This is a genomic window from Sphaerisporangium sp. B11E5 (genome assembly GCF_039871875.1).
Taxonomy (GTDB): domain Bacteria; phylum Actinomycetota; class Actinomycetes; order Streptosporangiales; family Streptosporangiaceae; genus Sphaerisporangium.
Genome location: NZ_JBDPMD010000011.1, coordinates 130,661 through 155,274, shown reverse-complemented (window position 1 = coordinate 155,274; position 24,614 = coordinate 130,661). Strand labels below are relative to the sequence as shown.

At 72.2% G+C, this 24,614-nt stretch carries 22 protein-coding genes; 11 read left to right on the top strand and 11 right to left on the bottom strand.

Annotation, left to right across the window (positions count from 1 at the left end):
* Nucleotides 1-7 precede the first annotated feature (7 nt).
* The 3 genes from ABGB17_RS14060 to ABGB17_RS14050 all read right to left on the bottom strand — a co-directional run bounded on the left by ABGB17_RS14060 (nucleotide 8) and on the right by ABGB17_RS14050 (nucleotide 4,310).
* Nucleotides 8-361, bottom strand: coding sequence for a VOC family protein (locus tag ABGB17_RS14060; RefSeq protein WP_347629315.1), 354 nt, complete (start codon nucleotides 359-361; stop codon nucleotides 8-10).
* Nucleotides 362-404: 43 nt separating this feature from the next.
* A complete protein-coding gene (locus tag ABGB17_RS14055; RefSeq protein ID WP_347629312.1) occupies nucleotides 405-2,774 on the bottom strand; it encodes a serine/threonine-protein kinase in 2,370 nt (789 codons plus the stop codon).
* 168 nt (nucleotides 2,775-2,942) lie between these two features.
* A complete protein-coding gene (locus ABGB17_RS14050) occupies nucleotides 2,943-4,310 on the bottom strand; it encodes a serine hydrolase domain-containing protein (protein WP_347629310.1) in 1,368 nt (455 codons plus the stop codon).
* 125 nt (nucleotides 4,311-4,435) lie between these two features.
* Between ABGB17_RS14050 and ABGB17_RS14045 the strand changes: the two genes are divergently transcribed.
* A complete protein-coding gene (locus ABGB17_RS14045) occupies nucleotides 4,436-5,155 on the top strand; it encodes a ThuA domain-containing protein (protein WP_347629308.1) in 720 nt (239 codons plus the stop codon).
* Here the strand turns inward: ABGB17_RS14045 and ABGB17_RS14040 are convergent.
* Together ABGB17_RS14040 and ABGB17_RS14035 are read right to left on the bottom strand one after the other, a co-directional pair.
* Entirely contained in the window at nucleotides 5,083-5,715 is a 633-nt protein-coding gene (locus tag ABGB17_RS14040) for a MerR family transcriptional regulator (RefSeq protein ID WP_347629306.1), read from the bottom strand. The two genes, ABGB17_RS14045 and ABGB17_RS14040, sit on opposite strands and share 73 nt — an antisense overlap.
* A 40-nt stretch (nucleotides 5,716-5,755) precedes the next feature.
* Complete coding sequence (locus ABGB17_RS14035; RefSeq protein WP_347629304.1) at nucleotides 5,756-6,460, bottom strand: TetR/AcrR family transcriptional regulator; 705 nt, start codon at nucleotides 6,458-6,460, stop codon at nucleotides 5,756-5,758.
* 165 nt (nucleotides 6,461-6,625) lie between these two features.
* Here ABGB17_RS14035 and ABGB17_RS14030 point away from each other — a divergent pair, with 165 nt between their 5' ends.
* From ABGB17_RS14030 to ABGB17_RS14020, 3 genes are all read left to right on the top strand, one after another.
* Nucleotides 6,626-7,753: an acetyl-CoA C-acyltransferase gene (locus tag ABGB17_RS14030; RefSeq protein ID WP_347629302.1), complete on the top strand. Its 1,128-nt coding sequence runs from the start codon at nucleotides 6,626-6,628 to the stop codon at nucleotides 7,751-7,753.
* A 163-nt stretch (nucleotides 7,754-7,916) separates the two neighbouring features.
* The gene (locus tag ABGB17_RS14025; RefSeq protein ID WP_347629300.1) at nucleotides 7,917-9,422 is read left to right on the top strand and encodes a glycoside hydrolase family 3 N-terminal domain-containing protein; all 1,506 of its coding nucleotides are present in this window, start codon (nucleotides 7,917-7,919) and stop codon (nucleotides 9,420-9,422) included.
* A gap of 136 nt (nucleotides 9,423-9,558) precedes the next feature.
* Nucleotides 9,559-10,467: an SDR family oxidoreductase gene (locus tag ABGB17_RS14020; RefSeq protein WP_347629298.1), complete on the top strand. Its 909-nt coding sequence runs from the start codon at nucleotides 9,559-9,561 to the stop codon at nucleotides 10,465-10,467.
* A 33-nt stretch (nucleotides 10,468-10,500) separates the two neighbouring features.
* On the opposite strand, the gene ABGB17_RS14015 is transcribed toward ABGB17_RS14020, so the two are convergent.
* Nucleotides 10,501-10,875, bottom strand: a complete 375-nt coding sequence (locus tag ABGB17_RS14015) for a hypothetical protein (RefSeq protein WP_347629296.1) — start codon at nucleotides 10,873-10,875, stop codon at nucleotides 10,501-10,503.
* Nucleotides 10,876-11,000: 125 nt separating this feature from the next.
* Here ABGB17_RS14015 and ABGB17_RS14010 point away from each other — a divergent pair, with 125 nt between their 5' ends.
* Nucleotides 11,001-11,846: a hypothetical protein gene (locus ABGB17_RS14010; RefSeq protein ID WP_347629294.1), complete on the top strand. Its 846-nt coding sequence runs from the start codon at nucleotides 11,001-11,003 to the stop codon at nucleotides 11,844-11,846.
* 138 nt (nucleotides 11,847-11,984) lie between these two features.
* On the opposite strand, the gene ABGB17_RS14005 is transcribed toward ABGB17_RS14010, so the two are convergent.
* The 3 genes from ABGB17_RS14005 to ABGB17_RS13995 all read right to left on the bottom strand — a co-directional run bounded on the left by ABGB17_RS14005 (nucleotide 11,985) and on the right by ABGB17_RS13995 (nucleotide 15,936).
* A complete protein-coding gene (locus ABGB17_RS14005) occupies nucleotides 11,985-14,510 on the bottom strand; it encodes a M14 family zinc carboxypeptidase (protein ID WP_347629292.1) in 2,526 nt (841 codons plus the stop codon).
* A gap of 83 nt (nucleotides 14,511-14,593) precedes the next feature.
* A complete protein-coding gene (locus tag ABGB17_RS14000) occupies nucleotides 14,594-15,352 on the bottom strand; it encodes an SDR family oxidoreductase (RefSeq protein ID WP_347629290.1) in 759 nt (252 codons plus the stop codon).
* A 239-nt stretch (nucleotides 15,353-15,591) separates the two neighbouring features.
* Nucleotides 15,592-15,936 (bottom strand): hypothetical protein, encoded by a 345-nt coding sequence (locus ABGB17_RS13995; RefSeq protein WP_347629288.1) that lies wholly within the window; start codon nucleotides 15,934-15,936, stop codon nucleotides 15,592-15,594.
* A 147-nt stretch (nucleotides 15,937-16,083) separates the two neighbouring features.
* Here ABGB17_RS13995 and ABGB17_RS13990 point away from each other — a divergent pair, with 147 nt between their 5' ends.
* From ABGB17_RS13990 to ABGB17_RS13975, 4 genes are all read left to right on the top strand, one after another.
* A complete protein-coding gene (locus tag ABGB17_RS13990; protein ID WP_347629286.1) occupies nucleotides 16,084-16,833 on the top strand; it encodes a GntR family transcriptional regulator in 750 nt (249 codons plus the stop codon).
* A 198-nt stretch (nucleotides 16,834-17,031) separates the two neighbouring features.
* Entirely contained in the window at nucleotides 17,032-17,676 is a 645-nt protein-coding gene (locus ABGB17_RS13985; protein ID WP_347629284.1) for a GNAT family N-acetyltransferase, read from the top strand.
* Between the two features lie 108 nt (nucleotides 17,677-17,784).
* Nucleotides 17,785-18,465: a copper homeostasis protein CutC gene (locus tag ABGB17_RS13980; protein WP_347629282.1), complete on the top strand. Its 681-nt coding sequence runs from the start codon at nucleotides 17,785-17,787 to the stop codon at nucleotides 18,463-18,465.
* Nucleotides 18,466-18,467: 2 nt separating this feature from the next.
* Nucleotides 18,468-19,655 carry an aldolase gene (locus tag ABGB17_RS13975; protein WP_347629280.1) on the top strand — a complete coding sequence of 396 codons (1,188 nt, stop codon included), beginning with the start codon at nucleotides 18,468-18,470 and terminating at the stop codon, nucleotides 19,653-19,655.
* A gap of 13 nt (nucleotides 19,656-19,668) precedes the next feature.
* Here the strand turns inward: ABGB17_RS13975 and ABGB17_RS13970 are convergent, their stop codons facing one another.
* Nucleotides 19,669-20,994, bottom strand: a complete 1,326-nt coding sequence (locus tag ABGB17_RS13970; RefSeq protein ID WP_347629278.1) for an FAD-dependent oxidoreductase — start codon at nucleotides 20,992-20,994, stop codon at nucleotides 19,669-19,671.
* Nucleotides 20,995-21,272: 278 nt separating this feature from the next.
* On the opposite strand from ABGB17_RS13970, the gene ABGB17_RS13965 reads away from it, so the two are divergent.
* Nucleotides 21,273-23,015, top strand: coding sequence for a proline--tRNA ligase (locus tag ABGB17_RS13965; RefSeq protein ID WP_347629276.1), 1,743 nt, complete (start codon nucleotides 21,273-21,275; stop codon nucleotides 23,013-23,015).
* Between the two features lie 191 nt (nucleotides 23,016-23,206).
* Here ABGB17_RS13965 and ABGB17_RS13960 read toward each other — a convergent pair whose 3' ends face one another.
* On the bottom strand, nucleotides 23,207-23,398 hold the full coding sequence (locus ABGB17_RS13960) for a DUF4236 domain-containing protein (protein WP_347629274.1): 192 nt from the start codon (nucleotides 23,396-23,398) through the stop codon (nucleotides 23,207-23,209).
* Between the two features lie 601 nt (nucleotides 23,399-23,999).
* Between ABGB17_RS13960 and ABGB17_RS13955 the strand changes: the two genes are divergently transcribed.
* Nucleotides 24,000-24,503, top strand: coding sequence for an inclusion body family protein (locus ABGB17_RS13955; RefSeq protein ID WP_347629271.1), 504 nt, complete (start codon nucleotides 24,000-24,002; stop codon nucleotides 24,501-24,503).
* The last annotated feature ends 111 nt before the right edge of the window (nucleotides 24,504-24,614 follow it).

Genomic DNA, 24,614 nt, shown 5'->3' with positions numbered 1-24,614 from the left:
CCGCCGGTCACATGGGGGAGTACAGCACCAGGACGTTGCCCGAGGGGTCGCGCAGCACCGCGCGGGTCTCGTGCGGGCCCGCCTCGGGGCCGGTGACCAGCTCGGCGCCCGCGCCGGTCAGGTCGTTCACCGCGGCCTCGATGTCGCCCACCTTGTACGACGGGGCGGTGACCGCCCCCGCGACCTGCTCGGGACCGGCCACCAGGGCCACGGTGACCCCGCCGCCGTCCAGCGCGGCGAAGCGGTCGCCGTCGCGGAACTTCACGGCGAGGCCGAGGGCCTCGGAGTAGAAGGCGATCGCCTTGTCCAGGTCGCCGACCGGGATCAGCACGTTGCCGACCTTCTGGGCGTGCTGCGGCACACTGTCCTCCATCGTGGGGTCGCCGCCCGGAGGCGGGCTCGGGTCACAGGGTGAGCTTCAGCTTGACCTTCAGCTTCAGGTTCAGGATCGTGCCGTCGCCGCCCTCGGGGCTCGGGCTGCGCGTCGGCTCCCGGGTGGGCTCCGGCGACGGCGGCTCCTTGGTCGGCTCCTGCGTGGGCTCCTCGGTCGGCTCCGGGTCCGGGCACGCCGGGCCGCGGCGGGTGAAGCTGCCGGAGTCGCTGCCCGTGCCGAGGGCGGAGGAGACCCGCACGGTGACCCGCCGGGTGTCCACGTAGCCGCACGCGGGCACCGGGAACCGCACGCTGAACGAACGGGTGTAGGTGGTGCCGCCGGACAGGGTGGCCGAGCGGGACGCCTCACGGGTGGTGGTGCGCTCCCCGGCGGTGACCGACTGCACGAACGCGGCGCTCAGCGCGACCGCGTCCCGGGTGGCGCTGGTGACCCGCACGGTGACCGTGCCGCCGTTCCACGACGTGATGGCGACGGCCGGCGGGGCGCACTTGGGCCCGGACACCCGGGTCTCCTTGAACACCGTGCCGTTGGCGGCGGGCCGGTCGGTGGTCACCCGCACCCCGAACATCGCCGTGGTGCCGCAGGCCACCTCGCCGAGGTCGCCCGACACGGTGAACGCGTACGTGGTGTCGCCGGTCAGGGTGCGCGAGGCCTGGTCCACCACGCGCGCCGCGCCCTCGCCCTCCCTGCGGGTGAACTCCACGGCCACCCGCACCGGGCCCGGGCCCGCGGCGCGCACGCCGACGCCGGCGCTGCGGCCGTTCCAGTCCACCGAGACGTTCTCGACCGCGGGCGGCGGGCACTCGGGGCCCTTCACCTCGGCGGTGCGCTCCGCCGTGCCGTCCGACGACCCGGGGCTGGTGGACACCGTGACCCGGCGGACGACGGTGGTGCCGCACGCGGGGGCGGTGAAGCCGCCGTCCACGACCCGGGAGTAGGTGGTGGCGCCGGTCAGCACCAGGGTGCGGGTGCTCACCGGGGTCAGGGAGCTGGCGGAGGAGCCCTGCGCGAAGCGCGCGGTGAGGGTGACGTTCTGCGCGGTGGTGGCGCGCAGCCGCACGGTGGCCGCGTTGCCGTCGAACCCGGCCACGGCCAGGCCGCTCACCCGCAGCGGGGTGGGCGAGGGGGCGGGGGACGTCGTGGTCGGCGCCGGGGTGGGGCCGGTGGTCGGGCCGGTGGTCGCGCCGTCGGTGGGGGACGCGGACGGGCCGGGAGTGCCGCCGGTCGGGTTCGGCGTGATCACCACGGCCGGGCCGGTCCCGGTGGGCTCGGCGCTCGGCGACGGCGTGGCGGTGGGGGCCGGGTCGATGACGGTCTCGACGACGGCCGGGGTCGGCTTGGGGGAGGTGGCCAGCGACACGCCCTGGACCGGGGTGCCGCGGTTGGCGGCGAGCACCGCGATGATCACACCGGCCGCGACGACGCCGGCGCCTGCGAGCACGCGGGGCGCGTACTTGAGGGGGTTCTGGAGGACGGTGCGGGCCAGGCTGGTGCTGGTGTCCGGCGCCGGGCGCGCCAGGGGGAAGCCGAGGGCCAGCAGGGCGGCCAGCTCGGCCAGGTGGCGGCGGCCCCGCTGCTCCCACTCCTGGCCGTACGCCGCACGGGCGGCCGTCTCCAGCTCGCCGACGAACGCCCGCGCGGTGGTGGGGCGGTCGGCCGGGTTCTTGGCCAGGCCCCGGGTGACCAGCGTGCGCACCGAGGCGGGCACCGCGTCCACGGGGATGGCGGCGTTCAGGTGCTGGTGGCGCAGGGCGGCGGCGGTGTCGGCGCGGTACGGCTTGCGGCCGGTGAGGCACTCGTAGAAGACGCAGGTGGCGGCGTAGACGTCGGTCGCGGGGGTCGCGGGGCCGCCGTTCCACTGCTCGGGGGCCATGTAGGTGGTGGTGCCGGCGGACATGCCAGGCACGCCGGCCGGGGTGGCGATGCCGAAGTCGGCGAGCTTGCTGACGCCGTCCGCCTGGACCAGGACGTTCTCGGGCTTGTAGTCGCGGTGCACGACGCCCGAGGCGTGCGCGGCGGACAGGCCGAGCAGGGAGCCCTTCAGCACCACCAGGGCGGCCTCGGGGCTGGTGGAGCCGTTCTCCAGCAGGACGCGGCGCAGGGCCACGCCGTCCACGAGCTCCATGACGATGGCGGCGCCGAGAGGGCTCTCGACGTACTCGTAGAAGCGCACGATGTTGGGGTTGTCGATCTCGACCATCGTGCGGGCTTCCTCGCGGAACGCGGCGAGGAAGCGGGGGTCGGAGCGTAACTCGTCCGACAAGTACTTGATGGCGACGTGGGCGCCGGTCTCCTCGTAGGTGGCGAGCACGACCCTGCCGCTTCCACCCGTGCCGAGCACGCGTTCTTCCCGGTAACCAGGAACGGACCAGGCGTTCATCGTCGTCCCCTCGGAGTTGCCGCTCCCTGTCCTAGACGAAGGTCTCATTGGATGGGCGGATTGTCACGGGAACAGCGGATCGCCCCGGTGACGATTCGATTACGGAAGGTATGCCTGTTGGGCATAGTGCAAGGTTGTGGGTGGTGGAACGCACCCTTTTTGGGGTGGTCAGTCCTTTTCCAGGCAGGCGTAGACGGCTTCGGTGAGCCGGTAGGCGCGCAAGCTCCCCGTGATCGCCTGGGACAGCCTGTTCATGGTGTACGCCATGCCCAGGCGGTGACGGACGTCGCCGAGGCCCAGCGACCCACCCAGTCCCGTGTGGCCGAACGCGCTCTCCTGGGCCGCCCGCGGCACCGGGAAGGTGAGGGAGGGACGCATGTACCCGAGCCCGAACGAACTGTCGAGTACCAGCACCCGGTCCGGCCCCTGGACGCGGCGGCGCGTCGCGTCCCGCAACGTCTCCGGTGCGAGCAGCTCACCTGCCACGAGGTCCCGGTAGAACCCCGCCAGCGCCCGCGCCGTCGTGACCAGCCCCATCGCCGGCCACCCCGCCCGCATGATCACCGGGTGGTTGGCCCCGCCCTTCAGCAGGTTGGGATTCGGATTGCCCATGGCCCTGCTCATGAGACTGTCCTTGTCCAACGCCGCCAGCACGGCCACGTCCCGAGGGTTCCCCGCTCTCCCCGGCCCCTCCGACATGACCACGGCGTCCGCGACCGCCCGTTCGACCCCCGTCCCGGTGCCCGCCGTCGCCTCGGTGCCCGTTCCCGGGAACCGCCGTGCGTCCGTCCCGGCCGCGGGGCCGCGCCGGGCGGGCGGGACCTCGTCCTCCGCCGGCGCGGGGGCGGCCGCGGCGGGGCGCGCGGGTAGGACCTCGCTCTTCCTGGGGGTGGGGGTGCGGTCGCCTGCGGAGAGGCGGGCGGCCCTGGGGATGACGTCCTCGGGGGCGTCCAGCCACATGTCCAGGTCCCGGGGGGTGGCGATCTCTTCGGACAGGAGGGTTCCCACGGTCTTGCCGGTGGCTCTTCTGACCACCTCGCCTGTCAGGAAGCCGTAGGTGAGGGCGTGGTAGCCGTGGGCCGTGCCGGGGGCCCACAAGGGGGGTTGCTGCGCCAGGTGGGCGGCGATGGCGGGGAGGTCGCCGAGGTCCTGCGCCGGGATCGGGTGCTCCAGGACCGGGAGGCCTGACTGGTGGGTGAGCAGGTGCTCGACCGTCACCTGGGCCTTGCCCGCGGCGGCGAACTCCGGCCAGACGCCGGCGACGGGGGCGGTGACGTCCACCGCGCCTCGTTCGGCCAGGCGGAGCAGGACGGTCGCGGTGACGGCCTTGGTGCAGGAGTACGTGAGGACGGGGGTGTCCTTCTGCCACTCGCGGCCTGTGTGGCGGTCGGCCACGCCGTCCCAGAGGTCCACCACGGGCTCGCCGTCCAGGTACACCGCGAAGGCGGCGCCCAGTTCCTCTCCGGCGGCGAAGTTCTGCTCGAAGACTTCGCGGACCCGCCTGAAGCGGGGGGCGCAGTGTCCCTGTGCGGCCATCGGGACCTCCTGGCGAAAGGGAGCGCTTACTGGGCGCGAGCCTAACAACCCCGGGCCGGGGCCGGTGGGCGGGTCTTAATGGCACGGGTGTGGCGGCTGGGGCTGGTTCGTGATGGGCTTGCGGGGTGGCGACGAACCTGATCCTGTCCGGGGGGGTCGCTCATGACTTCCCGGCGACGTCGGCGGCCCTGGCGGAGGTGCTGGCGGAGGTGGGCGTCGAGTCCACCGTCACCGAGGACATCGCGGGGGCCTTGCGTGAGCGGCCGGCCGTCGATCTGATCACCGTCAACGCGCTGCGCTGCCACGGGGACGACGGCTGGTCGGCGGCGCAGGGCGGTTCCGTCTTCCGGCTGCACCCCGTGGCGCGTGCCGCGTTGCTCGACCACGTCGAACGCGGGGGCGGGGTGCTCGCCATGCACTCGGCGTCGATCTGCTTCGACGACTGGCCGTACTGGTACCACATGCTCGGCGCCACCTGGCGCTGGGGCGCGTCCTACCACCCGCCCCTGGGGGACGTCGAGGTCCACCTCCAGGGGGACGATCCCCTCGTCTCCGGCCTGGAAGACTTCACGCTGTTCGACGAGGTCTACACCGACCTGGTCCTCCTCCCCGGCATCCGGCCCCTCGCCGTCTCCCAGGGGCAGCCGCTGCTCTGGACCCGCCAGATGGGCCGGGGCCGCCTCGTCTACGACGCCCTCGGCCACGACACCCGCTCCTACGACAGCGACTCCCACCGCACCCTGCTCCGGCGCGCCGCCCTGTGGCTCCTCGGTCAGGCGCCGAGCAGGCGGGCGGAGGCGGACTCGTGGGCGAGCCTGCGCAGCACGTCGAAGACCTTGCCGTAGAGGACGGTGCCGACGACCAGGGACTCCACGGCGGCCTCCCGCGGGCCGTCGAAGGGGACCTTGGCCATCTCGTGGCCGCTGACCAGGTCCATGACGACCCGGGCGTAGTGGCGGAGGTCCTCCTCGGGGGCGGGACGGCCGAGGTGGCTCAGGCGGGCGAGGATCCACGCCAGCTCGGTGCGGGTGGGGGCGTCGGGGGTGATCTGCCACCCGAGCTCCGCGATCAGCTCGTCCACGCGGGCGCGGGCGGCGCGGAGTTCCTCGTCGCCGGGGGAGGTCTCGATGACGGGCGCCAGGGCGTAGTGGGCGGTGCCGAGCATCGTGTGCACGGGGACGCTCTCGTCCTCCACCGCGGCGACGATCTTGGCGATGGCCGCCACCGGCAGGCCGCCCACCTCCAGGAGCGCGCGGATCAGCCGGAGCCGGCGCAGGTGTGTCTCGCCGTACTCGGCGCGGGTGGCGGCGGTCGGGGTGCCGTGGGGGAGGAGGCCCTCGCGCAGGTAGTACTTGATCGTGGGGACCGGGACCCCGGAGGTGGCGCTCAGTTCGGAGATGCGCATGGGACGAGCATACCGCCGATTGGATAGCAGAGCTATCTGATCAGGACTGGCTGGTGCGGTGCCCGGTGGCGAGCCCGTCGAAGAGCACGGTGATGTAGTGCTCGGCGAGGGTGGTCGTGTTGAGGCGCCCGCCGGGGCGGAACCAGCGGACGGCGACCCAGATGGTGTCGCGGATCATGCGGTAGGTCAGCTTGGGATCGACGTCCGGCCGGAACAGCCCCTCCGCCTGCCCGCGCTTGATCTGCTCGATCCACATGCGCTCGACCTCGTCCTCGGCCTTGATGAGGTAGTCGAACCGGTCGCCCGGCAGCGAGCGCAGATAGTTCCAGTCGTTCTGCATGACGGTGATGGCGGCGCGGTGGGGCTCCAGCGTGCTGAAGCCGATGCGCACCATCTCGGACAGCACGGTGCGGGCGTCGGCGCCGTGGTCGAGTGCCGCGCGGTAGCGCCCGATGAGGTCCTTGAGGAAGGTGGACAGGACCTCGTCGACGATGGTCTCTTTGGAGTCGAAATGGTGATAGAGACTGCCGGAAAGGATGCCCGCCTCGTCGGCGATCTCGCGTACCGTGGTCGCCTGGAAGCCCTTGCGCGCGAAGAGCTCGGCGGCCAGCTTGACCAGGTGGTCGCGGCGCTCGGAGGCCGGGCCGCTCGACCCCGCCCGCCGGGTGCCCCCCTGGCGCCTCGGCGCCGAACCGTCCGCGGCCGTGTCCGCGACCGTGCCGCCGGAGTTCTTTCGCGTGTTCACGTCCCCCATTATGAGCCTCCACGCAATCGCTTGTTCGCCTATTGACGGGGACGAGACGGCAGCTCACCCCCGGTGCCAGAGGCTACCAAGCGCTTGTTAGGCTGCCGTTGACCGAAATGTTAAGCCGCGCGCCGCGCGGCCGGAAGATCCGAAAGGCGGCGCGTGATGGCGGACGCGTACATCGTGGGCGCGGTGCGGACCCCCGCCGGGCGGCGTGGCGGCGGCCTGGCCGCGGTGCACCCGGCCGACCTCGCGGCCCACGTGCTGCGCGCGCTGATGGATCGTACCGGGGCCGACCCCGCGGCCGTCGACGAGGTCGTGCTCGGCGGCGCCGGCGTCCCCGGCCCGCGCACGGGCAACGTCGCCCGCGTCGCCTGGCTGGCCGCCGGGTTACCCGAGGCGGTCCCCGGCGTGACCGTGGACCACGGGGCGGGCTCCGGCCAGCAGGCCGTGCACTTCGCCGCCCAGGCGGTGCGCGCCGGCGACGCCCACCTTGTCGTCGCGGGCGGCGTGCAGAACATGAGCGCCATCCCGGGAGGCACGCCCGAGCCCTCGCCCGCCGCCGGCTCCAAGGGCTGGGCCGCCAGGTACCGCGGCAAGGAGACCTCCGAGTGGCGCGCCGCCGAGCTGGTCGCCCGGCGCTGGGAGTTGTCCCGGGGCGACATGGAGGAGTACCTCATCGAGTCCCACCGCCGTGCGGTGGCCGCCGCGGACGAGGGCCGCTTCGCCCGCGAGCTCGTGCCCGCCCTCGGGATGCGCGAGGACGAGATCCCGCGCCGCGACGTCACCCCGGAGAAGCTGGCGACCCTGCCGCCCCGTGAGGAGGGCGACCGCACCACCGCCGCCCTGGCCGCCCCGCCCGCCGACGCCGCCGCCGTCCTGCTGATCGCCTCCCCCGAGGCGGTACGCGCGCACGGGCTGACCCCGAGGGCCCGGCTGCGCCACATGTCCGCCCGTGGCGGCGACCCCGCCGCGCCGTTCGCCGCCCCCATCCCCGCCACCGATCACGCGCTGCGCGCCGCACGGCTGAAGCTCGACGACATCGACGTGGTGGAGGCCGACGAGGCGTACGCGCCGCTCGCGATGTCCTGGCTGCGGGAGACCAGGACCGATCCCGACCGGGTCAACCCCTCCGGCGGCGCCCTCGCGCTCGGCCGCCCGCTCGGCGCGCACGGCGCCCGGCTGCTGACGTCGCTGCTGCACGAGCTCGAGCGCGTGGACGGCCGGTACGGCCTGCAGGTCGTGTCCACGGGTCTCGATCAGGCCGCTGTTACCATCATCGAGCGCCTCTGAGACCACCCGTGCAGGGAAATGCAATGGTCGGAGATATGGAAAATAGGAAACTTTCCTATTAGATTGGCCTGCGTCCCGCTGGACGCGCGGCCGGGTCAGGTCCGCGGCGCGGGCCCCACGGTTCCCGCGTGCGCCGCGCACGCACCGCCAGGCGAGGAGAGTGATGAAGCGCAGCCCCGAGCTCCTGCGTCTAGCCGATTCGGTCCTGTTGCCGGGGTTCGAGGGCGAGACGCCGCCCGACTGGCTGCGCCGCCGCCTCGGTGAGGGCCTCGCCGGCGTCGTGCTGTTCTCCCGCAACATCGCGGGCGCGGGCCAGCTCACCGAGCTGACCGCCGCGCTGCGCGCCGAGCGGCCGGACGCCGTCATCGGCGTGGACGAGGAGACCGGCGACGTCAGCCGCCTGGAGGCGCGCACCGGGAGCTCCCGGCCGGGCAACTACGCGCTCGGCGTGGTGGACGACGTCACGCTCACCGAGGAGATCGCCCGCGGGCTCGGCGCCGACCTCGCGGCCCTCGGGGTGAACGTCGACTTCGCGCCCTCCGCCGACGTCAACAACAATCCGCGCAACCCGGTCATCGGGTTGCGGTCCTTCGGCGCGGACCCCGCGCTGGTGTCGCGGCACACCGCCGCCTGGGTGCGGGGGCTCCAGGCGGCGGGGGTCGCGGCGTGCGCCAAGCACTTCCCCGGCCACGGCGACACCGGCGTGGACTCCCATCACGGGCTGCCGACGCTGACGGCCACCGCGGGGCGACTGCGCGAGGTGGAGCTGCGGCCGTTCCGCGCGGCCGTCGAGGCGGGCGTGCGCATGATCATGACCGGGCACCTGCTCGTCGCGGCCTGCGACCCCGGCATGCCCGCCACGCTGAGCCGCCGGGTGCTGACCGGGTTGCTGCGCGACGAGATGGGCTTCGGCGGCGTCGTCGTCACCGACGCCATCGAGATGGCCGCGGTGACCGAGCGGTACGGCATCGGCGGGGCGAGCGCGCGTGCCGTGGCGGCGGGCGCCGACCTGGTCTGCGTCGGCGGCGAGAACGCGGGCGAGGACGTGGTGGTCGCCATCCGCGAGGCCGTCGCCGACGCGGTCGCCGAGGGGCTGCTCACCGAGGAGCGGCTCGCCGACGCCGCCCGCCGCACCGCGGAGCTGACGGCCTGGGCCGGGAGGTCCGCGGGCGCCACCTCCGAGGCCGACCGTGCCCTCGGGCTGGTCGCCGCGCGGCGTGCGGTGCGGGTGACCCGGCGGGGCTGGGAGGCGCCGCACGGGGGCGCCGCGCCGTACGTGGTGGAGCTGGCGCGGGTGATGAACCTGGCGATCGACAAGCACACCCCGTGGGGAGTGGGGGAGCCGCTGGCCAAGCTGCTCCCCGGCACCACCGTGGCGCGCTTCGAGGAGGACGCCTGGGCGGCCCTCGGCCCCGCTGTGGGGAGTGCCGTGCTCACCCCCGCGGCCGGGCGCCCGCTGGTGATCGTCGCCCGCGACGCGCACCGCGTGCCCTGGCAGACCGCCGCCCTCGACCGGCTCCTCGCCGCCCGCCCGGACGCCGCCGTCGTCGAGATGGGCCTGCCCGGCCGCACCGACCTCGGCGCCGTCCACATCGCCACCCACGGCGCCGCCCGCGTCTGCGGCCAGGCCGCCGCCGAGACCCTCTTGGCTCTTCTGGACGGCGCCTGACCGGACGTCGCGAGGCCCGCCGGCGCACGCGCGCGACACGCCAGGATTGTTGCGGCTTCGCGGCAACTCCGCTGGATATACATAAAGCGTGATTTATCGGGAAACTTCCCATGATCTTGTGGAAGAGGAACGGTGAATGAGCGCTATCTGTGCGGACCGGGTCGTCGTGGTGACCGGAGCGGGCCGGGGGATCGGGCGGGCGCACGCTCTCGAGTTCGCGCGCCAGGGCGCCAAGGTGGTGGTGAACGACCTCGGGACCGGGCCCCACGGCGGGGGACGTTCCGGCGAGCCCGCCCGTGAGGTGGTCGAGGAGATCAGGGACCTCGGCGGCGAGGCGGTCGCCAACTGCGACGACGTGGCCGACTGGGACGGCGCGGGGCGGCTGGTCAAGACGGCGGTGAGCGCCTTCGGCGGGCTGGACGTGCTGGTGAACAACGCGGGCTACGTCCGGGACCGCATGATCGTCTCGATGACCGAGGACGAGTGGGACGACGTGGTGCGCGTCCACCTCAAGGGCCACTTCCTGCCGCTGCGGCACGCCGCCGCGTACTGGCGGGAGCGCTCGAAGGCCGGCGACCCTGTGGACGGCCGCGTGATCAACACCTCCTCGGGCGCCGGTCTGCTCGGCAGCGTCGGCCAGGCCAACTACGCCGCCGCCAAGGCCGGGATCGTCGCGCTCACCCACACGGCCGCGGCCGAGCTCGGCCGGTACGGCGTGACCGTCAACGCGATCGCCCCCGCGGCCCGCACCCGCATCACCGAGGAGGTGTTCGCCGACATGGTGGCGCCCCCGGAGACGGGCTTCGACGTCATGGACCCGGCCAACGTCGCCCCGCTGGTCGTCTGGCTCGGGTCGCGGGAGTCCGCGCACGTCACGGGACGGGTGTTCGAGCTGGAAGGCGGCATGATCTCGCTGGCCACCGGCTGGCAGCACGGCCCCGGCGTGGACAAGGGCGCGCGGTGGCGCCCGGAGGAGGCGGGCGAGGCCGTCGCCAAGCTCATCGCCGAGGCCCCGGTCGCGGAACCGGTGTACGGCACCAAGTGACGGCGAGCGGGGCACGGGCCGGCGGGTCGCGGATCAGTAGAAGGCGTAGCACTCGACCTCGGCGCGGCGCGCGGTGAGGCCCTGGGCGACGGCCCTGCGGACGCAGGCCTGCTCGCGAGGGCTGAGAGTGAGCTCGCCGCAGACCGTCACGCTGGAGTAGGTGCGGCAGTCGAGGGAGACGCGGGCCTGTCGGCCGACGGCGTACCGTTGCGCGACCCGGGTACGGCACTCCGCGCGCATGGCCGGGGTGTCGGCGTACCGGCACTGGCCGAGGAGCACCCTGTACTGGTCGCGGCTGACGTACGTCTTCTCCTCGGCGCCCGGCGGACCCCCGGCCGGGCTCGCCGCGCTGAGCGTGCCGGACAGGGCGATGCTGGCGAGCGTGACGACCATGGCGACGTTCTTCATGACATCCCCCCCATCATGATATTTGTCTACCCACACCACCGCCTCTCGAAGAACCTGACAGCCAAACGCCTGGTGACGCGTACCGGCGAACGTGCCGTTCGCGACATGTCCGTACGATGCTCACGATGCTGACAGGCCAGGGTGGGAGAGCTGTGCTGAAGGTCGCGTATGTCACCTACGACGGTCCGGACGACGACCGGGCGGTCCTGCTGGACGCCTGGGCGCGGGCCGGGATCGACGGCCGCGCCGTCCGCTGGGACGACCCCGCCGTCCGCTGGGAGCGTTTCGACGCCGCGGTGGTGCGCTCGACGTGGAACTACGTGCACCGCCGCGACGAGTTCGTGGCCTGGGCGTACAAGGCGGAGGGCGCCACGCGGCTGCTGAACCCGGCCGGCCTGCTGGATCTCAACTCCGACAAGTCCTACCTGCGCGACCTCGGCGTGCCCACGGTCCCCACCACCTGGGTCCGGCCGGGCGAGCCGGTGGAACTGCCGGAACTCGCCGAGTACGTCGTCAAGCCCTCGGTGTCGGCCGGGGCACGCGACACCGTCCGCACCGCCGTCCGCTCCGCCGCGGAGGAGCACGCCCGCTCTCTGACCGCGGCCGGGCGGGTGGCGATGGTCCAGCCGTACCTCGCCATGGTGGAGGCCGAGGGCGAGACCTCCCTGGTCTACTTCGGCGGCGAGTTCAGCCACGCCCGCCGCCGCAACGCCATGCTCGCCCCGGCGGCCCCGCAGGGCAGGCACCTCGGCACGTCGGCCCGCGAGCCCGCCGCCGACCAGCTCGCCCTGGCCGCGCGGGTGCTCGCCACCCTGGCCGTGCCCCCGCTGTACGCCCGGGTGGACCTGGTGCGCCTGCCGGACGGCACCCCCGCGGTGATCGAGCTGGAGCTGGTGGAGCCCTACCTGTACCTCGCCGACTCCCCGGGGGCGGCCGACCGGCTCACCGCCGCCCTGCTCGGCCTGCTGTGACCGGGCGGGGCGGCGGCGAGCGCCGGTGGCTAGGCCTGTTTTCCGCAGGGCCCGAATGTCCCTGGTCAGGTGTTCTGTGATATTCGGTGCGGTGAGTGATCCGTGCAGGTCGTCGAGGGCGATGTGCGGAAAACGGGGCTAGGGCAGCACGACGGCCAGCGGCCGCACCCCCGCGTCCTGAAGGGCCTTCGGCAGCCGGGACGCCCACGGGTGCTCGTGCAGGCCGAACCCTTCGGGGTTGTCCACGACCAGCCGGACGGCGCCGCCGGGCGCCGCCTCCTCGGTCCACCGGGCGCCGAACCCGGCCAGCACCTGGGCGACCTTCGCCGTGTCGGCCGCCCCGGCGGTCACCCGGATCGGCGACTCGAAAGCGGGCAGCGCGGACGGCGCGGCGGACGGCGCGGCGAGACGTGCCTTCGCGGCGGGCCCGGCGGGCAGGTCCGCGCCGATCGCGTTGGTCAGCAGGCGGGCCGTGCCGTCGGTGAACGCCCGGAAGTTGGGCTCACCGGCGAACAGCACCACATGACCGGCGCCGAGCGGCTCATCCAGCATCGCGGCCGTGCCGCCCAGCTCCTCCGCGCCGACCTGGAAGCCCGACACGAACCAGTCGGCCGACCCGGCCGCCGGGTACGACGCCACCACGTGCGCCGGGTCCGACGGCCGCATCAGCGCGTCGTAGGAGTAGAACTGCCAGGCCGTGGCGCCGACGCCGGCCGACAGCGGGCCCTTGGCGACGTTCACCCGGAACAGTGACCCGGGCACGTCCGATGTGGCCGCGGTGAAGGTGGCGGTGGTGACACCGGCCAGGGAGGCGAGCTGGGCGCCGCCGCTCCAGCCGACGTACCGGCCGCCCTCGTTCACCCAGGCGCGCAGCGCGTCCCGGCCGGCCTGGCCGAGCGCGGTGTTGGCCGCGGTCGCCGAGCCCGCCGGGGCCAGCACCACGTCCAGGCCCGCGAGCTTGCCCGCCGCGACGTCCGCGGGGGTCAGCAGCGTGTACGGCAGCTTCCAGTCGCGGTCCAGCCGGTGCCGCAGCCAGCCGGTGGACTCCACCGCCGAGGTGGAGGTGGACAGCCGCAGCACGCCGATCGCCGGCGCGGCGGCGGGCGCGGGCGGCGACACGACCGGCGCCACGTCCTTGGCGGGGCTGCCGTGGACGTGCAGCGGCACGCCGGACGACCCGCCGGACACGTTGGCGAGCAGCGGCAGGCTCCAGGCGGTCACGTCGTAGAAGTAGGGGAACGGCGTGTAGCTGTCCTCGCCCAGCATGGCCTGGATCCAGTGCTTCTGGCCCTGCGCCATGGGGATCCAGTACGTGCCCTTGGGCAGGGTGGTGCGCGCCTCGGCCTGGCCGTACTCCTTGAAGTCCGGCACGGTGAGCGACTTGGTGAGCGTGTAGACCCGCACGTCCATGCGCTGGAGCCTGCGCACGATCGAGTCGACGGCCGCCTTCTTGGCCGGGTCGTCGGCGCGCAGGAAGTAGTTGCGGATCTTGCGGTCCGGCACCTGGGTGATGATCTCGTTGCCCGGGTTGTAGATCTGGTTCGGCTCCAGCTCGCCCGCGAGGCCCTGCTTGAGCGCCTCGGCGTACATGCCGTGCCAGGCGGTGAGGATGCTCGTCCTGCGGGCCGCGGCGGCCGACAGGGTCACCCACTGGGTGAGGGCCTGCTCGGCGGTGCGGGCCGCGATGGGGGAACTGCTGCCCTTCTCGAACGTCATGCCGGCCGCGTTGAAACCGGTGGTGGGCACCGTGTCGCCGTACCCCATGTAGAACATGTCGTAGACGTCCCGGTTGGTGAACGGGATGCCGCGCTCGGTGAACTCGTCGATCATCGCCGGGCCGTACACGTCGCTGATCCACGAGTAGGCGGGCTCGGCGATCTCGTGGTGGATCGGGTCGGCGTTCGGCGGGAAGAAGTACGCGGTGCCACCCTGCTCGTGGGCGTCGATGTAGACCTGCGGCGGGTACTTGCGCAGCATCTCCAGCTTGCCGTCGGTCTCGGGCTGGGTGCGGGCGAACCAGTCGCGGTTCATGTCGAAGCCGTAGGCGTTGCGCCGGTCGTCGGCCTCGCGGCCGTCGGGGTTCTGCACCGGCAGCACGACCACGATCGCGTTGTCCAGGATGCGGCGCGCGGCGCAGTCGTCCCGGTCGGACAGGTCGTACAGCGTCTTGAGCGCGGCGTCGGCGCCGCTCTCCTCGTTGCCGTGCACGTTGCCGGTGACCCACAGGACGGCGGGGGTTCTCGCGGCGATCAGCTTGGCGAGCGCGGGCGGCGTGAGAGGCTCGCGCAGCGTCTTGATCGACTTCTCGATGGCGGCGAGGCCGTGCTTGGTGACGTTGCCGGGCTTGCCGACGATGGCGTACTTCAGGGGGCGGCCCTGGGCGGTGGTGGCCAGGGTGCCGGTGACGACGCGGTCGGTGGCCCGGTCGATGGCGGCCAGCAGGGTGTCGGACTCGGCGGAGGTGACCTCGCGGGAGCCGAGGTCGAACCCGAGGACACTGGCCGGGGTGGGAACCTTGTTCAGGTGAACGGGTGCGGTCCCGGTGGGGTCGCACGCCGGGGGAGTGGTCGGCTTGGGGGAGGGGTGCGCGTCGGCGACGCCCGTGGTGAGGGCGAACGCGAGCGCGGTGACGACCGGCAGGATCGCCGGAAGACGCTTGACCATGTGATCACGGTGGCATCAACCGATAACCACGACAAGAGTGATCTTTTGCCGTTTGTGTTACAAATCCGGCGAAAGTTTCTGTGTCAGCACGTGGATACGCCGCCGTCCACCGGGATGACCGCACCGGTCAGGTACGCGCCCGCCCGCGAGGCCAGGAAGATCGCGGCCCCGGCCATGTCGTCCGGCCGGCCGATGCGGCCGAGCGGCACGTGCGCCTCCACCGCGGCCCTGCCCTGCGGGTCGTCGAGGACGTAGGCCATCATCTTCGACTCGAACGGCCCGGGGGCGATGGCGTTCACCGTGATGGACTCCGGGGCGAGCACCCGCGCGAGGTGGCGGGTCAGCATGTGCACGCCCGCCTTGGCCGCCGAGTAGGCGTAGTTCTCCACGATGGGCACGCGCAGGCCGTCCACCGAGCCGATGTTGATCACCCGGGCCGGGTCCTCGCGCGTGGCGGCGGCGCGCAGCAGCGGCAGGAGCCGCTGGGTCAGGAGGAACACCCCCTTGACGTTGATGCCCCAGAGCTTGTCGAAGGCGTGCTCGGGGTAGTCGGCGAGCGGCGCGCCCCAGGTCGCCCCGGCGTTGTTGACCAGGACGTGCAGCCGGTCCTCCCGCGCGGCGACCGCGGAGGCCAGCGTCTCGACGCCCTCGGGGGTGGACAGGTCGGCCGGGACGGCGACGCAGCCGAGCTCGGCCCCGGTCTTCTCCACGTCGGCGGCCTTGCGCGAGGAGATGTAGACCCTCGCCCCGGCGGCGGCGAACCCCGCCGCGATCATCTTGCCGATGCCGCGCGAGCCCCCGGTGACGACGACGGCCTTGCCTTCGACGGAGAAAAGGGTCATGCCCTCCGATGATGCCGCACGGCATACCAGCCGTCCATACCGACCGGTCGGTTTACGGCGATGCCGGACCGGTCATGCCGGATGGAGATGGGACGGTGTTCCCGCGCACTTCACCGGGAATGGGAAACCAGCCGCGATAACGGAAACGTGTCCTGGCGGGCGTGGGGGACCCGCCAGGACACGTTCCGCCCCGGCGCGACCGCCAGGACCCCGGCGAGGGTTGGGGTCCTGGCGGACGTTCAGCGCACGGAGCCTTGGGGCGGCCGCCCGGCGGAGTCGTCCTCCCAGATGTCCTGGGGGTCCTCCTCGGCCGGCCTGCGGAGATGACGCTTGATGAGCTGGGCCGCGCCGGCGGGGTCGCCGGACGGGTGAGTGACGGTGAGGCCGTCCTCGGTCCAGACGAAGGAGCCCTTCCTGCACCACACGGTCAGCTCGGTGGTCACCGAGAGGACGGCCATCCCGTTGCCGCTGCTCTGGTAGGTGTGCGTGAACCCCTCGCGGTGCAACGCGTAACGCAACAACCGCGTCGCCTCCCGCGGATCATGCCACGGCAGATATGCCGTTCCCGCCCGGACCGCCAGCACAGGCCCCTCCCCTCGCCGACTCTTTGATGGATTTGTACCAACGTTTGGATAATGCGGGTCCGCGCGGCTCGGGTCAAGGGGTTGTTTGCTGTCAGATCGAGATCGTCTAGATTCGTAGGTACAAAAGGACGCAACCGTAGGTGAGATTTGGCACGGTCGACGCTGTACCAGCAGGTGGCCGGCGAGCTGCGCAAGGCGATCTACTCCGGCGAGCTCGGGCCGGGTGCCCAGCTGCCTACGGAGATGGACCTCATGGACAGCCACGAGGTCAGCCGCAACACGGTGCGCCTGGCGCTCGCCGAGCTGGAGAACGAGGGCCTGATCACCCGGATGCGCCGCCGCGGCAGTTTCGTCCGCGACCGCCGTGCCCTGCTGATGCGGCCGCAGGACGAGTTGAACGCCGCCCCGGGGATCGTCCGCAGAGAAGCCTTCGCCGAGGCGGTGGGCAAAGAGGGCCGCAAGCCGAGCCAGGAGATCGAGGTCTCCATCGTGGAGCCGCCCGAGGAGATCGCCACCCGGCTCCAGCTCGAGGAGCGCGCGGTCGCCGTGGTGCGGCGCCGCCTGCGGTTCGTCGACGACCAGCCCTACAACACCAACGACTCCTACTTCCCTTACACGCTGGTGCGCGATTCGGAGATCGCCCGGCCCGCGGACATCACGCGGGGCGCCAACCGCGTGCTGGAAGAGCTGGGCCATCGGCAGGTCCGTGTCGTCGACGACATCTCCGCGCGTATGCCGACTCCGGAGGAAGCCGCGCGGCTGCAACTTGAACCTGGTACGCCTGTTGTCGTATATGTCCGGGTCGGTTTCGACTCAGAGGACCTGCCGGTCCGGGTTGCCGTCTCGGTCCTGCCCGCCGACAAGCATCTGATCAGGTACGAGCTCGCGCTGAGCTGACCTGAGCCCGGCCCGACCGGCCCCTGTGGGGGTGGCCGGTCCCCCTCTCTCGCACGCGCCGCGTCCCGCCGTGGCCGGACACGCCAGTGACGCGTGCGGTGACCGGACTTCACCCGGGCTTTGACTGAGAAAGCCGTACGCCAAGTTCGAGCACGTTCCGTGTTCGAGGCGATACCAGCGGTCACGAAAGGATCCTCCATGTCTCCCCACACCCTCCAGCAGGCCAGGTCGCTCACGCTCCGTACCGCCACCCCCGCCGACCTCCCCGGAGTCCTGCGGCTGCTGGCCGACACGGCGGGCTGGCTGCACGGACGCGGCATCCGGCAGTGGCCGGCCGCCGGCTTCCCCGCCGCGCGGATCGAGCCGCTGATCGAAGCCCAGACCCTTTTCGTGCTGGACGGCGCCGAGGAGGGCACCGGCGGCGAGGGCCTGGTGCCCGCGGCGACGCTCGCCCTGGACGACAACGCCGACGCCGAGTTCTGGACCGTGGCCGACCGGCCGGAGTCCGCGCTCTATGTGCACAAACTGGCGGTGGGCCGGGCGTTCTCCGGGCGCGGGCTCGGCGAGACCCTGCTCGACTGGGCGGCGCTGCGCGTGGCCGCGGCCGGGCTGGACTGGCTGCGGCTGGACTGCTCCAAGGACAACCCCGGCCTCCAGGGGTACTACCGGCGGCTCGGCTTCCGGCACGTACGCACCGTGGACCTGCCGCACCGTGCCTCCGGCGCGCTGTTCCAGCGGGCCGCCGGCCTGCCCGGCGCGGCCGAGGCCGCGCTGCGCTGGAGCAGGGTCAGCAGGGTCGCGTCCGAGGCCCAGGCCCTACGCCCGTCCTACTCACCGGCCTGAGCGTCACCATGGTCAGATCCGGTCCAGAGTGGCAACTCCGGACAGCCGCCGGGTTCTATCTGGTAGCGGTCCAACTCTGGACAGGACGGTCGGATAACCTCTGAACCCATGACCGGTTCGCTGCTTGAGGTGATCGCGCTCGACGTGCGCGACGCCGTGGCCGCAGAAGACGGCGGTGCGGACCGCTTGGAGATCGTGGCCGACATCTCCACCGGAGGACTCACCCCGGCACCGGAGACCGTCGAAGCGATCACCAAGCAGTCCGCGCTGCCGCAGATGGTGATGCTCCGGTCCAACCCCGGCTACACGGCCACCCCGGACGAACTGGAAAGCCTCGGCCGTGCCGCGCGCTCGCTCGCCGACGCCGGCGCGGCCGGGTTCGTCTTCGGGTTCCTCGACGCGGCGGGCGTGGTGGACCTCGCGGCGACCGAGGCGCTGATCCACGCGGTGACGCCGCTGCCGTGGACGTTCCACCGGGCGGTCGACCACGCCGCCGACGTGCAGGCGGGCTGGCGGGCCATCCGCCTGCTGCCGAACCTGGCCACCGTCCTCACCTCCGGCGACCCGTCCGGCATCGCGGGCGGGCTGCCGGTGCTGCGCGCCAGGGCCGAGGCCGGGGACGCGCCGCTGATCCTCGCCGGCGGCGGCCTGGAGCCGCACCTGGTGCCCCCGCTGCTCGACTACGGTGTGCGGGCCTTCCACGTCGGCCGGGCCGTACGCGGGTCGTGGTCGGCGCCCGTCGACCGCGAGCGGGTGCGGCGGTGGCGCGAGCTGGTGGACACGGTCTGACCGTGCGCACCACACTCGGCCGCCACGACGACGTCCCCGGGTTCGCCGCCGCGCACCGGGAGCAGTCGGAACGGTTCCCAGGGCCGCCAGGCGGTTGGCAGCCGGTGCACACCGTCTACGTGCCCGCGGACCGGTTCGGGCCGGGCACCGCGCGGGAGTGGGGCGACGTGGCGCTCGGCCTGCTGGAGCGGCACCTGCCCGCCGCCGGGTCCCTCGCCGAGGTGTTCGGCCTGCCCGGCGACCTCGCGGCGGACGTGCGGGGCCGGGTGGCGCGCAAGCTGGCCGCCGAACCCGTCGAGGACCTGCGGATCGACTTCGAGGACGGCTACGGCGTGCGGCCGGCCGCCGAGGAGGACGCCCACGCCGTCGCCGCCGCCGGCGCGGTGGCCGCGGCCCACGCGGACGGCACGTTGCCGCGCCGCTGGGGGCCCCGGGTGAAGTCGTTCGCCGACGGGGACCCCGGCCGGTCGCTGCGCACGCTCGATCTGTTCCTCACCGGTGTCCTCGACCGGGTGGGCGAGCTGCCGCCCGGGTTCGCGGTGACCTTCCCCAAGGTGCTGATGGAGGCCTATCTCGGGCAGTTCGCCTCGTGCCTCGCCGGGCTGGAGACGGGGCTCGGGCTGGCCGCCGACACACTGCGGTTCGAGATGCAGGTGGAGGCGCCGCAGACCGTGTTGTTCCTCCAGCGCTCGCCGGACCTCGTGCCTTCGCTCGGCGGGCGGCTCGCGGCGGCGCACTTCGGGGTGTTCGACTACACCGCCGCGTGCGGGCTGCCGCCCGCGGAGCAGCGCCTCGACCACCCGGCGTGCGACCACGCGCGGGAGGTCATGCGCACCACGCTCGCCGGCACCGGCGTGGAGCTGTCGGACGGCTCGCTGGCCGCCGCCCCCGCCTCCGACGCCACCTCCGACGCGCACGCGCTGTGGCGGGCGCACGCCGCGACGGTGCGCCACTCACTGCGCAACGGCTTCTCCCAGGGGTGGGACATGCACCCCTCCCACCTGGTGAGCCGCTACGCCGCCGTGTACGCCTTCCATCTCGCCACCTACGCCGGGTACGCCGCCCGCGTCGCGGCCTGGCAGGCCCGCCGCGACGCCGGGGGAGGCGTGCTCGACGAGCCCGCCACCGTCAGAACCCTCCTCGCCGCCCTCCACCGCGCCGAGGCCGCCCTGGACGGCACCGACGCGTGACCACCGCCCTCGATCAGAGTGAGGGGCCGGGCAGGGAGGTGCGGCCACAGGCCTCGAACATGGCGGGGAGGCCGACCAGCTTGACGTGCTCACCGCGGCCGAGCGACGCCGCGAGAGCCGCCTCGGCCGCCTCGATGGACAACCACTGCTCGTACGTCACCGGGCTCACCCCGCGCGCGGCCAGCACGTCGTCCAGCCGGGACGCGGGCGCTTCGCGGCCGGCCGCGAGATCGGCGATCAGGGTGCGCACGGTCTCGGCGGCGTCGGACTTGTTGGTGCCGATCACCCCGGTCGGGCCCCGCTTGAGCCACCCCGCGACGTACTGCCCCTCGGCGACCCGCCCCGCGACGTTCGGCACGGTCATGGTGGACTCGTCGAACGGCACCCCCGGCAGCGGCACGCTCTGGTACCCCACCGAGCGCAGCACCATGCCCGCCGGGATGACCTCGAACTCCCCGGTGCCGGTGACGCGGCCGTCCTTCAGCACGGTGCGCTCCAGCTTCAGCCCCTCCACGTGGCCCGTGCCGAGGATCTCCACCGGGCGCAGCCAGAACCGCACGTCGAGCCGCCGCGGCCGCCCCGCCGACGCCCGCGCGCACCAGGAACGCAGCACCTCGACGTTGCCCCGCACCTGACGCGACAACGCGCTCACGTCGCTGTCGCCCGCCTCGTCGTGCCGCACCGACACGTCGCAGTTCTCCAGGTCGCCGAGCTCACGCAGCTCCTTGAGCGTGAACTTGGCGTGCTCGGGCCCGCGCCTGCCGATCATGTGCAGCGTGCGCACCTGGCTCTTGGTCAGCCGGTCCAGCACCTCCTGCGGCACGTCGGTGGCGCGCAGCTCCTCGGCCGAACGGGCCAGCACCCGCACCACGTCCACCGCGACGTTGCCGACCCCGATCACCGCGACGTCCGTGCTGTCCAGCGAGAACGTCTCCGGAGGCACGTCGGGGTGGCCGCAGTACCAGTTCACGAAGTCCGTGGCGGCCACGCTGCCGGGCAGGTCCTCGCCGGGGATGCCGAGCCGCCGGTCCACCATGGCGCCCGTGCAGTACACCACCGCGTCGTAGCAGGCGGCCAGGTCGGCGACCGAGACGTCCTTCCCGAGCTCCACCCCGCCGAGGAACCGCACCGTGGGCTGCTCGAGCACCCGGCGCAGGTAGCCGGCGATCGACTTGATCGACGTGTGGTCGGGGGCGACGCCGTACCTCACCAGTCCGTACGGCGTGGGCAGCCGGTCCAGCACATCGACCTCGACCGGTCCACCCGCCTGCTTGGTCAGTGCCTCGGCCGTGTAGATGCCGGCTGGACCGGATCCCACGACCGCCACGCGCAGTGGCATCGGGCCTCCTTAGCGGCCTTCCTCAGCGGAGCTCACCGGCCCCGCGGGGTCATGGTGCAGATTGTCGTTCACCCCGGCGCTCCCGGCCAGTCGCACACGGCGAAGGCGTCGAGATAATCCGGTACCGTTACCCTCTCCTCTCCTCCGGGTCCGGCCGGAGGGCCGCACGACGCGGGCGGCCACCGCCGGGGACTCGATAACCTGTAGGACTATCCGTAGGTATCAACCAACGGGACCTCCCGAACCTTTCACACCGCCCCCGCGACCGAGGAGTAGCCGTGCTGCTGCGTATGTCCACCCTGTTCCTGCGCACCCTGCGTGAGGATCCGGCGGACGCCGAGGTGCCGAGTCACAAGCTCCTCGTCCGCGCCGGCTACATCCGCCGCGTCGCGCCCGGCGTGTACTCCTGGCTGCCGCTCGGCAAGATCGTCATGGAGAACGTCACCCGCGTGGTGCGCGAGGAGATGAACGCCATGGGGGGCCAGGAGGTCCTGTTCCCCGCCCTGCTGCCGCGCGAGTACTACGAGGCCACCGGCCGGTGGTCGGAGTACGGCGACACGCTCTTCCGGCTCAAGGACCGCAAGGGGGCCGACTACCTTCTCGGGCCCACCCACGAGGAGATGTTCACCGACATGGTGAAGGGCGAGTACTCCTCCTACAAGGACTACCCGGTCGTCCTCTACCAGATCCAGACGAAGTACCGCGACGAGGCGCGGCCCCGGGCGGGCATCCTGCGCGGGCGCGAGTTCGTCATGAAGGACTCCTACTCCTTCGACCTCGACGACGACGGCCTCAAGCGGTCCTACGAGCAGCACCGCGAGGCGTACATCAAGCTGTTCGACCGGCTCGGCATCGAGTACAAGATCTGCTTCGCGATGTCGGGGGCCATGGGCGGCTCGGCGTCGGAGGAGTTCCTCGCGCCCGCGCCCAACGGCGAGGACACCTTCGTGGCCTGCCGCGAATGCGGGTACGCCGCCAACGCCGAGGCCGTCGTCACGCCGGCACCGCCCGCCGTGACCGGCTCGCACCCGCCGCTCCAGGTGCTCGACACCCCCGACACGCCGACCATCGAGTCGCTGGTCGCGTACGTCAACGAGCACCACGGTCTCGGGATCACCGCCGCCGACACCCTCAAGAACGTCGTGGTCAAGGTGCGCACCCCCGGCGTCAAGGACGCCGAGACGCTGGTCGTCGGCGTGCCCGGCGACCGCGAGGTCGACTTCAAGCGGCTGGAGGCGTCCCTGTCGCCCGGCGTCCCGGAGATCTTCGAGGCCGCCGACTTCGAACGGCACCCCGGGCTCGTGCGCGGCTACATCGGCCCGCAGGTCCTCAAGAAGCTCGGCATCCGCTACCTCGTCGACCCCCGCGTGGTCGACGGCTCCTCCTGGGTGACCGGCGCCAACGAGGCCGGCCGCCACGCCGCCCACGTCGTCGCCGGCCGCGACTTCCGGCCCGACGGCACCATCGAGGCCGCCGAGGTCCGCCCCGGCGACTCCTGCCCCCGATGCGGCAACCCGCTCGCCATCGACCGCGGCATCGAGATCGGCCACATCTTCCAGCTGGGCCGCAAGTACGCCGACGCCGCCGGCCTGGACGCCCTCGGCCCCGACGGCAAGCCCATCCGCATCACCATGGGCTCCTACGGCGTCGGCGTCTCCCGCGCCGTGGCCGTCCTCGCCGAGCAGCGCCACGACGACCTGGGTCTCGTCTGGCCCCGCGAAGTCTCCCCCGCCGACGTCCACATCGTCGGCACCGGCAAGGACAACCAGGTGGAGGTGGCCCTCCGCCTGGCCGAGGAGCTGTCCGCCCAGGGCGTCCGCGTCCTCGTGGACGACCGCCCCGGCGTCTCCCCCGGCGTCAAGTTCACGGACGCCGAACTCCTGGGCGTCCCCACCATCCTCATCATCGGCCGGGGCCTGGCCCAAGGGGTGGCGGAACTCCGCGACCGCACCACCGGTGAGAAACAAGAGATCCCGCTCACCGAAGCCGCCACCCGCGTCCTGGAAGCGATCAGCTCCTGACCCTCCAGGCGCCCTGACCGCCGATCCGCCGGTGCGAACGTCCACGGGCGCCCCCGGAAGCTTCCGGGGGCGCCCGTCGCCTGCCTGGTCGCTCTTGGAGCCCGCCCCCCGCCGGGTGACCCGGCGGTCAGGGCGGGGAGGAAAGGACCGGCCGGCCCGGGCAGGACGGGCGGCCGGCCGGCTCGTGGGTGTCAGCTCTTGCTGCTGCCCAGCGTCTTCTTCCAGTGCAGGCCGCCCGGCAGATTCACGGTGATCGTGCGCCGCCCGTCAGCCGTTTTGGTGACGCGGAATCCACGACCGCCATAGCTGTGTCCGACACCGCTCCGCGACAGGTTGAGCCTGAACGGGCCCATCTTGATCGACTTACGGTAACTCCAGCCCATTGTGTTCCTCCGTGGTATCCGGTGCCCCCCGAACTACCCGATCCACGAACTGCAAACATAGAGCTATCCCGATAAATCCCCATGGATAGCTCAGCACCCCTTTTCCCCCGCTCGCCACCCACGCGGCACACCCCCATCACCGGCCGAACGTGCCCGCATCCGCTGGGGCCGCCCGTACTCCGGTCACCTCGGCGCCGGCGTGGTGGCCGCGCCCTGATCCCCGCCGGTGGCATCCCCGGTCCCTGGCCTCAAGCGGCACCCGCTTACGCGACCGCCTTTATTCACCATCCCAGTCTCGATATTTATCGAGATGTCCATGAATCGATGGTTCTATTCTTCCTGTCCTGCGGTGTATGGACTCGCACTTAACGGCAATACGGAACGGCAATTATCATGTTGCCGGAAAAGAAGGGGACGCGACCCCTTGACATCCATGCCGGGCGCCCTTATGGAAAGCCCCTCCAGGATCATGCCGCATGAATATTGACAATGGCTGACCCGCTCGGCAAGATTTCCGGTAAGGGCGATTCACGATCAGGTCGCGATTGCAGGATCCTGGACCAGGGTCTGCTTTTACGGACGCCACAGGGAGAATTTCTGTATGTCGGAATTCATCAACGTCCTCATCGCCGTCGACGCGGAAACCATTATCGGAAGATACGGCAGGAACACTGATCCGAACAGCCCCACGTCGATCCCCGACAGCGGCAACTTGATCTACATGACCACCCGGCAGAACCAGATCGGGAGCACTCCGGGCACCGAGTTGACGGTCAACGCCTCCCCCATGGACATCATCAGGTGGCGTGAGACGACACTGTCCCTGAACTCCGAGTACACCAGCATCCTCTACCGGTTCAACGCCCTTTCAGGACAGGATCTGATCAGCACCCCCGTGCCGAGGTCGATCGTCCTCAACGAGCCGCAGCCGAACAGCCGGGACCCGCTGAACCCCACGATCCAGAAAATCAACAACTACTACTGGGAGTGCGAGGTACTTGACACCGGGAGGGTCACCTACAACTTCAGTTTCATGATTCTCAACCACAAGGGCGAGAAGCAGGGTTACTACTACTGGGACCCCTACATCAATATCCAGCCCTGACGTGAACCGGTCCGCCGGTCCGCCCGCCGGTCCATCGATGCACAGAAAAGCTGAATCGCCCTACCGGCGGACTTGAGCCGTGTGCGGCAGGGAGCCGCCCGCACGGTTCCG

Bases quoted from the DNA above. Each gene is read 5' to 3' on its own strand.
- ABGB17_RS14055 (WP_347629312.1), bottom strand. From the start codon at position 2,774: ATGAACGCCTGGTCCGTTCCTGGTTACCGGGAAGAACGCGTGCTCGGC.
- ABGB17_RS14050 (WP_347629310.1), bottom strand. From the start codon at position 4,310: ATGGCCGCACAGGGACACTGCGCCCCCCGCTTCAGGCGGGTCCGCGAA.
- ABGB17_RS14040 (WP_347629306.1), bottom strand. From the start codon at position 5,715: ATGCGCATCTCCGAACTGAGCGCCACCTCCGGGGTCCCGGTCCCCACG.
- ABGB17_RS14030 (WP_347629302.1), top strand. From the start codon at position 6,626: ATGGCGGACGCGTACATCGTGGGCGCGGTGCGGACCCCCGCCGGGCGG.
- ABGB17_RS14025 (WP_347629300.1), top strand. From the start codon at position 7,917: ATGAAGCGCAGCCCCGAGCTCCTGCGTCTAGCCGATTCGGTCCTGTTG.
- ABGB17_RS14020 (WP_347629298.1), top strand. From the start codon at position 9,559: ATGAGCGCTATCTGTGCGGACCGGGTCGTCGTGGTGACCGGAGCGGGC.
- ABGB17_RS14015 (WP_347629296.1), bottom strand. From the start codon at position 10,875: ATGAAGAACGTCGCCATGGTCGTCACGCTCGCCAGCATCGCCCTGTCC.
- ABGB17_RS14010 (WP_347629294.1), top strand. From the start codon at position 11,001: ATGCTGACAGGCCAGGGTGGGAGAGCTGTGCTGAAGGTCGCGTATGTC.
- ABGB17_RS14005 (WP_347629292.1), bottom strand. From the start codon at position 14,510: ATGGTCAAGCGTCTTCCGGCGATCCTGCCGGTCGTCACCGCGCTCGCG.
- ABGB17_RS14000 (WP_347629290.1), bottom strand. From the start codon at position 15,352: ATGACCCTTTTCTCCGTCGAAGGCAAGGCCGTCGTCGTCACCGGGGGC.
- ABGB17_RS13985 (WP_347629284.1), top strand. From the start codon at position 17,032: ATGTCTCCCCACACCCTCCAGCAGGCCAGGTCGCTCACGCTCCGTACC.
- ABGB17_RS13980 (WP_347629282.1), top strand. From the start codon at position 17,785: ATGACCGGTTCGCTGCTTGAGGTGATCGCGCTCGACGTGCGCGACGCC.
- ABGB17_RS13970 (WP_347629278.1), bottom strand. From the start codon at position 20,994: ATGCCACTGCGCGTGGCGGTCGTGGGATCCGGTCCAGCCGGCATCTAC.
- ABGB17_RS13960 (WP_347629274.1), bottom strand. From the start codon at position 23,398: ATGGGCTGGAGTTACCGTAAGTCGATCAAGATGGGCCCGTTCAGGCTC.
- ABGB17_RS13955 (WP_347629271.1), top strand. From the start codon at position 24,000: ATGTCGGAATTCATCAACGTCCTCATCGCCGTCGACGCGGAAACCATT.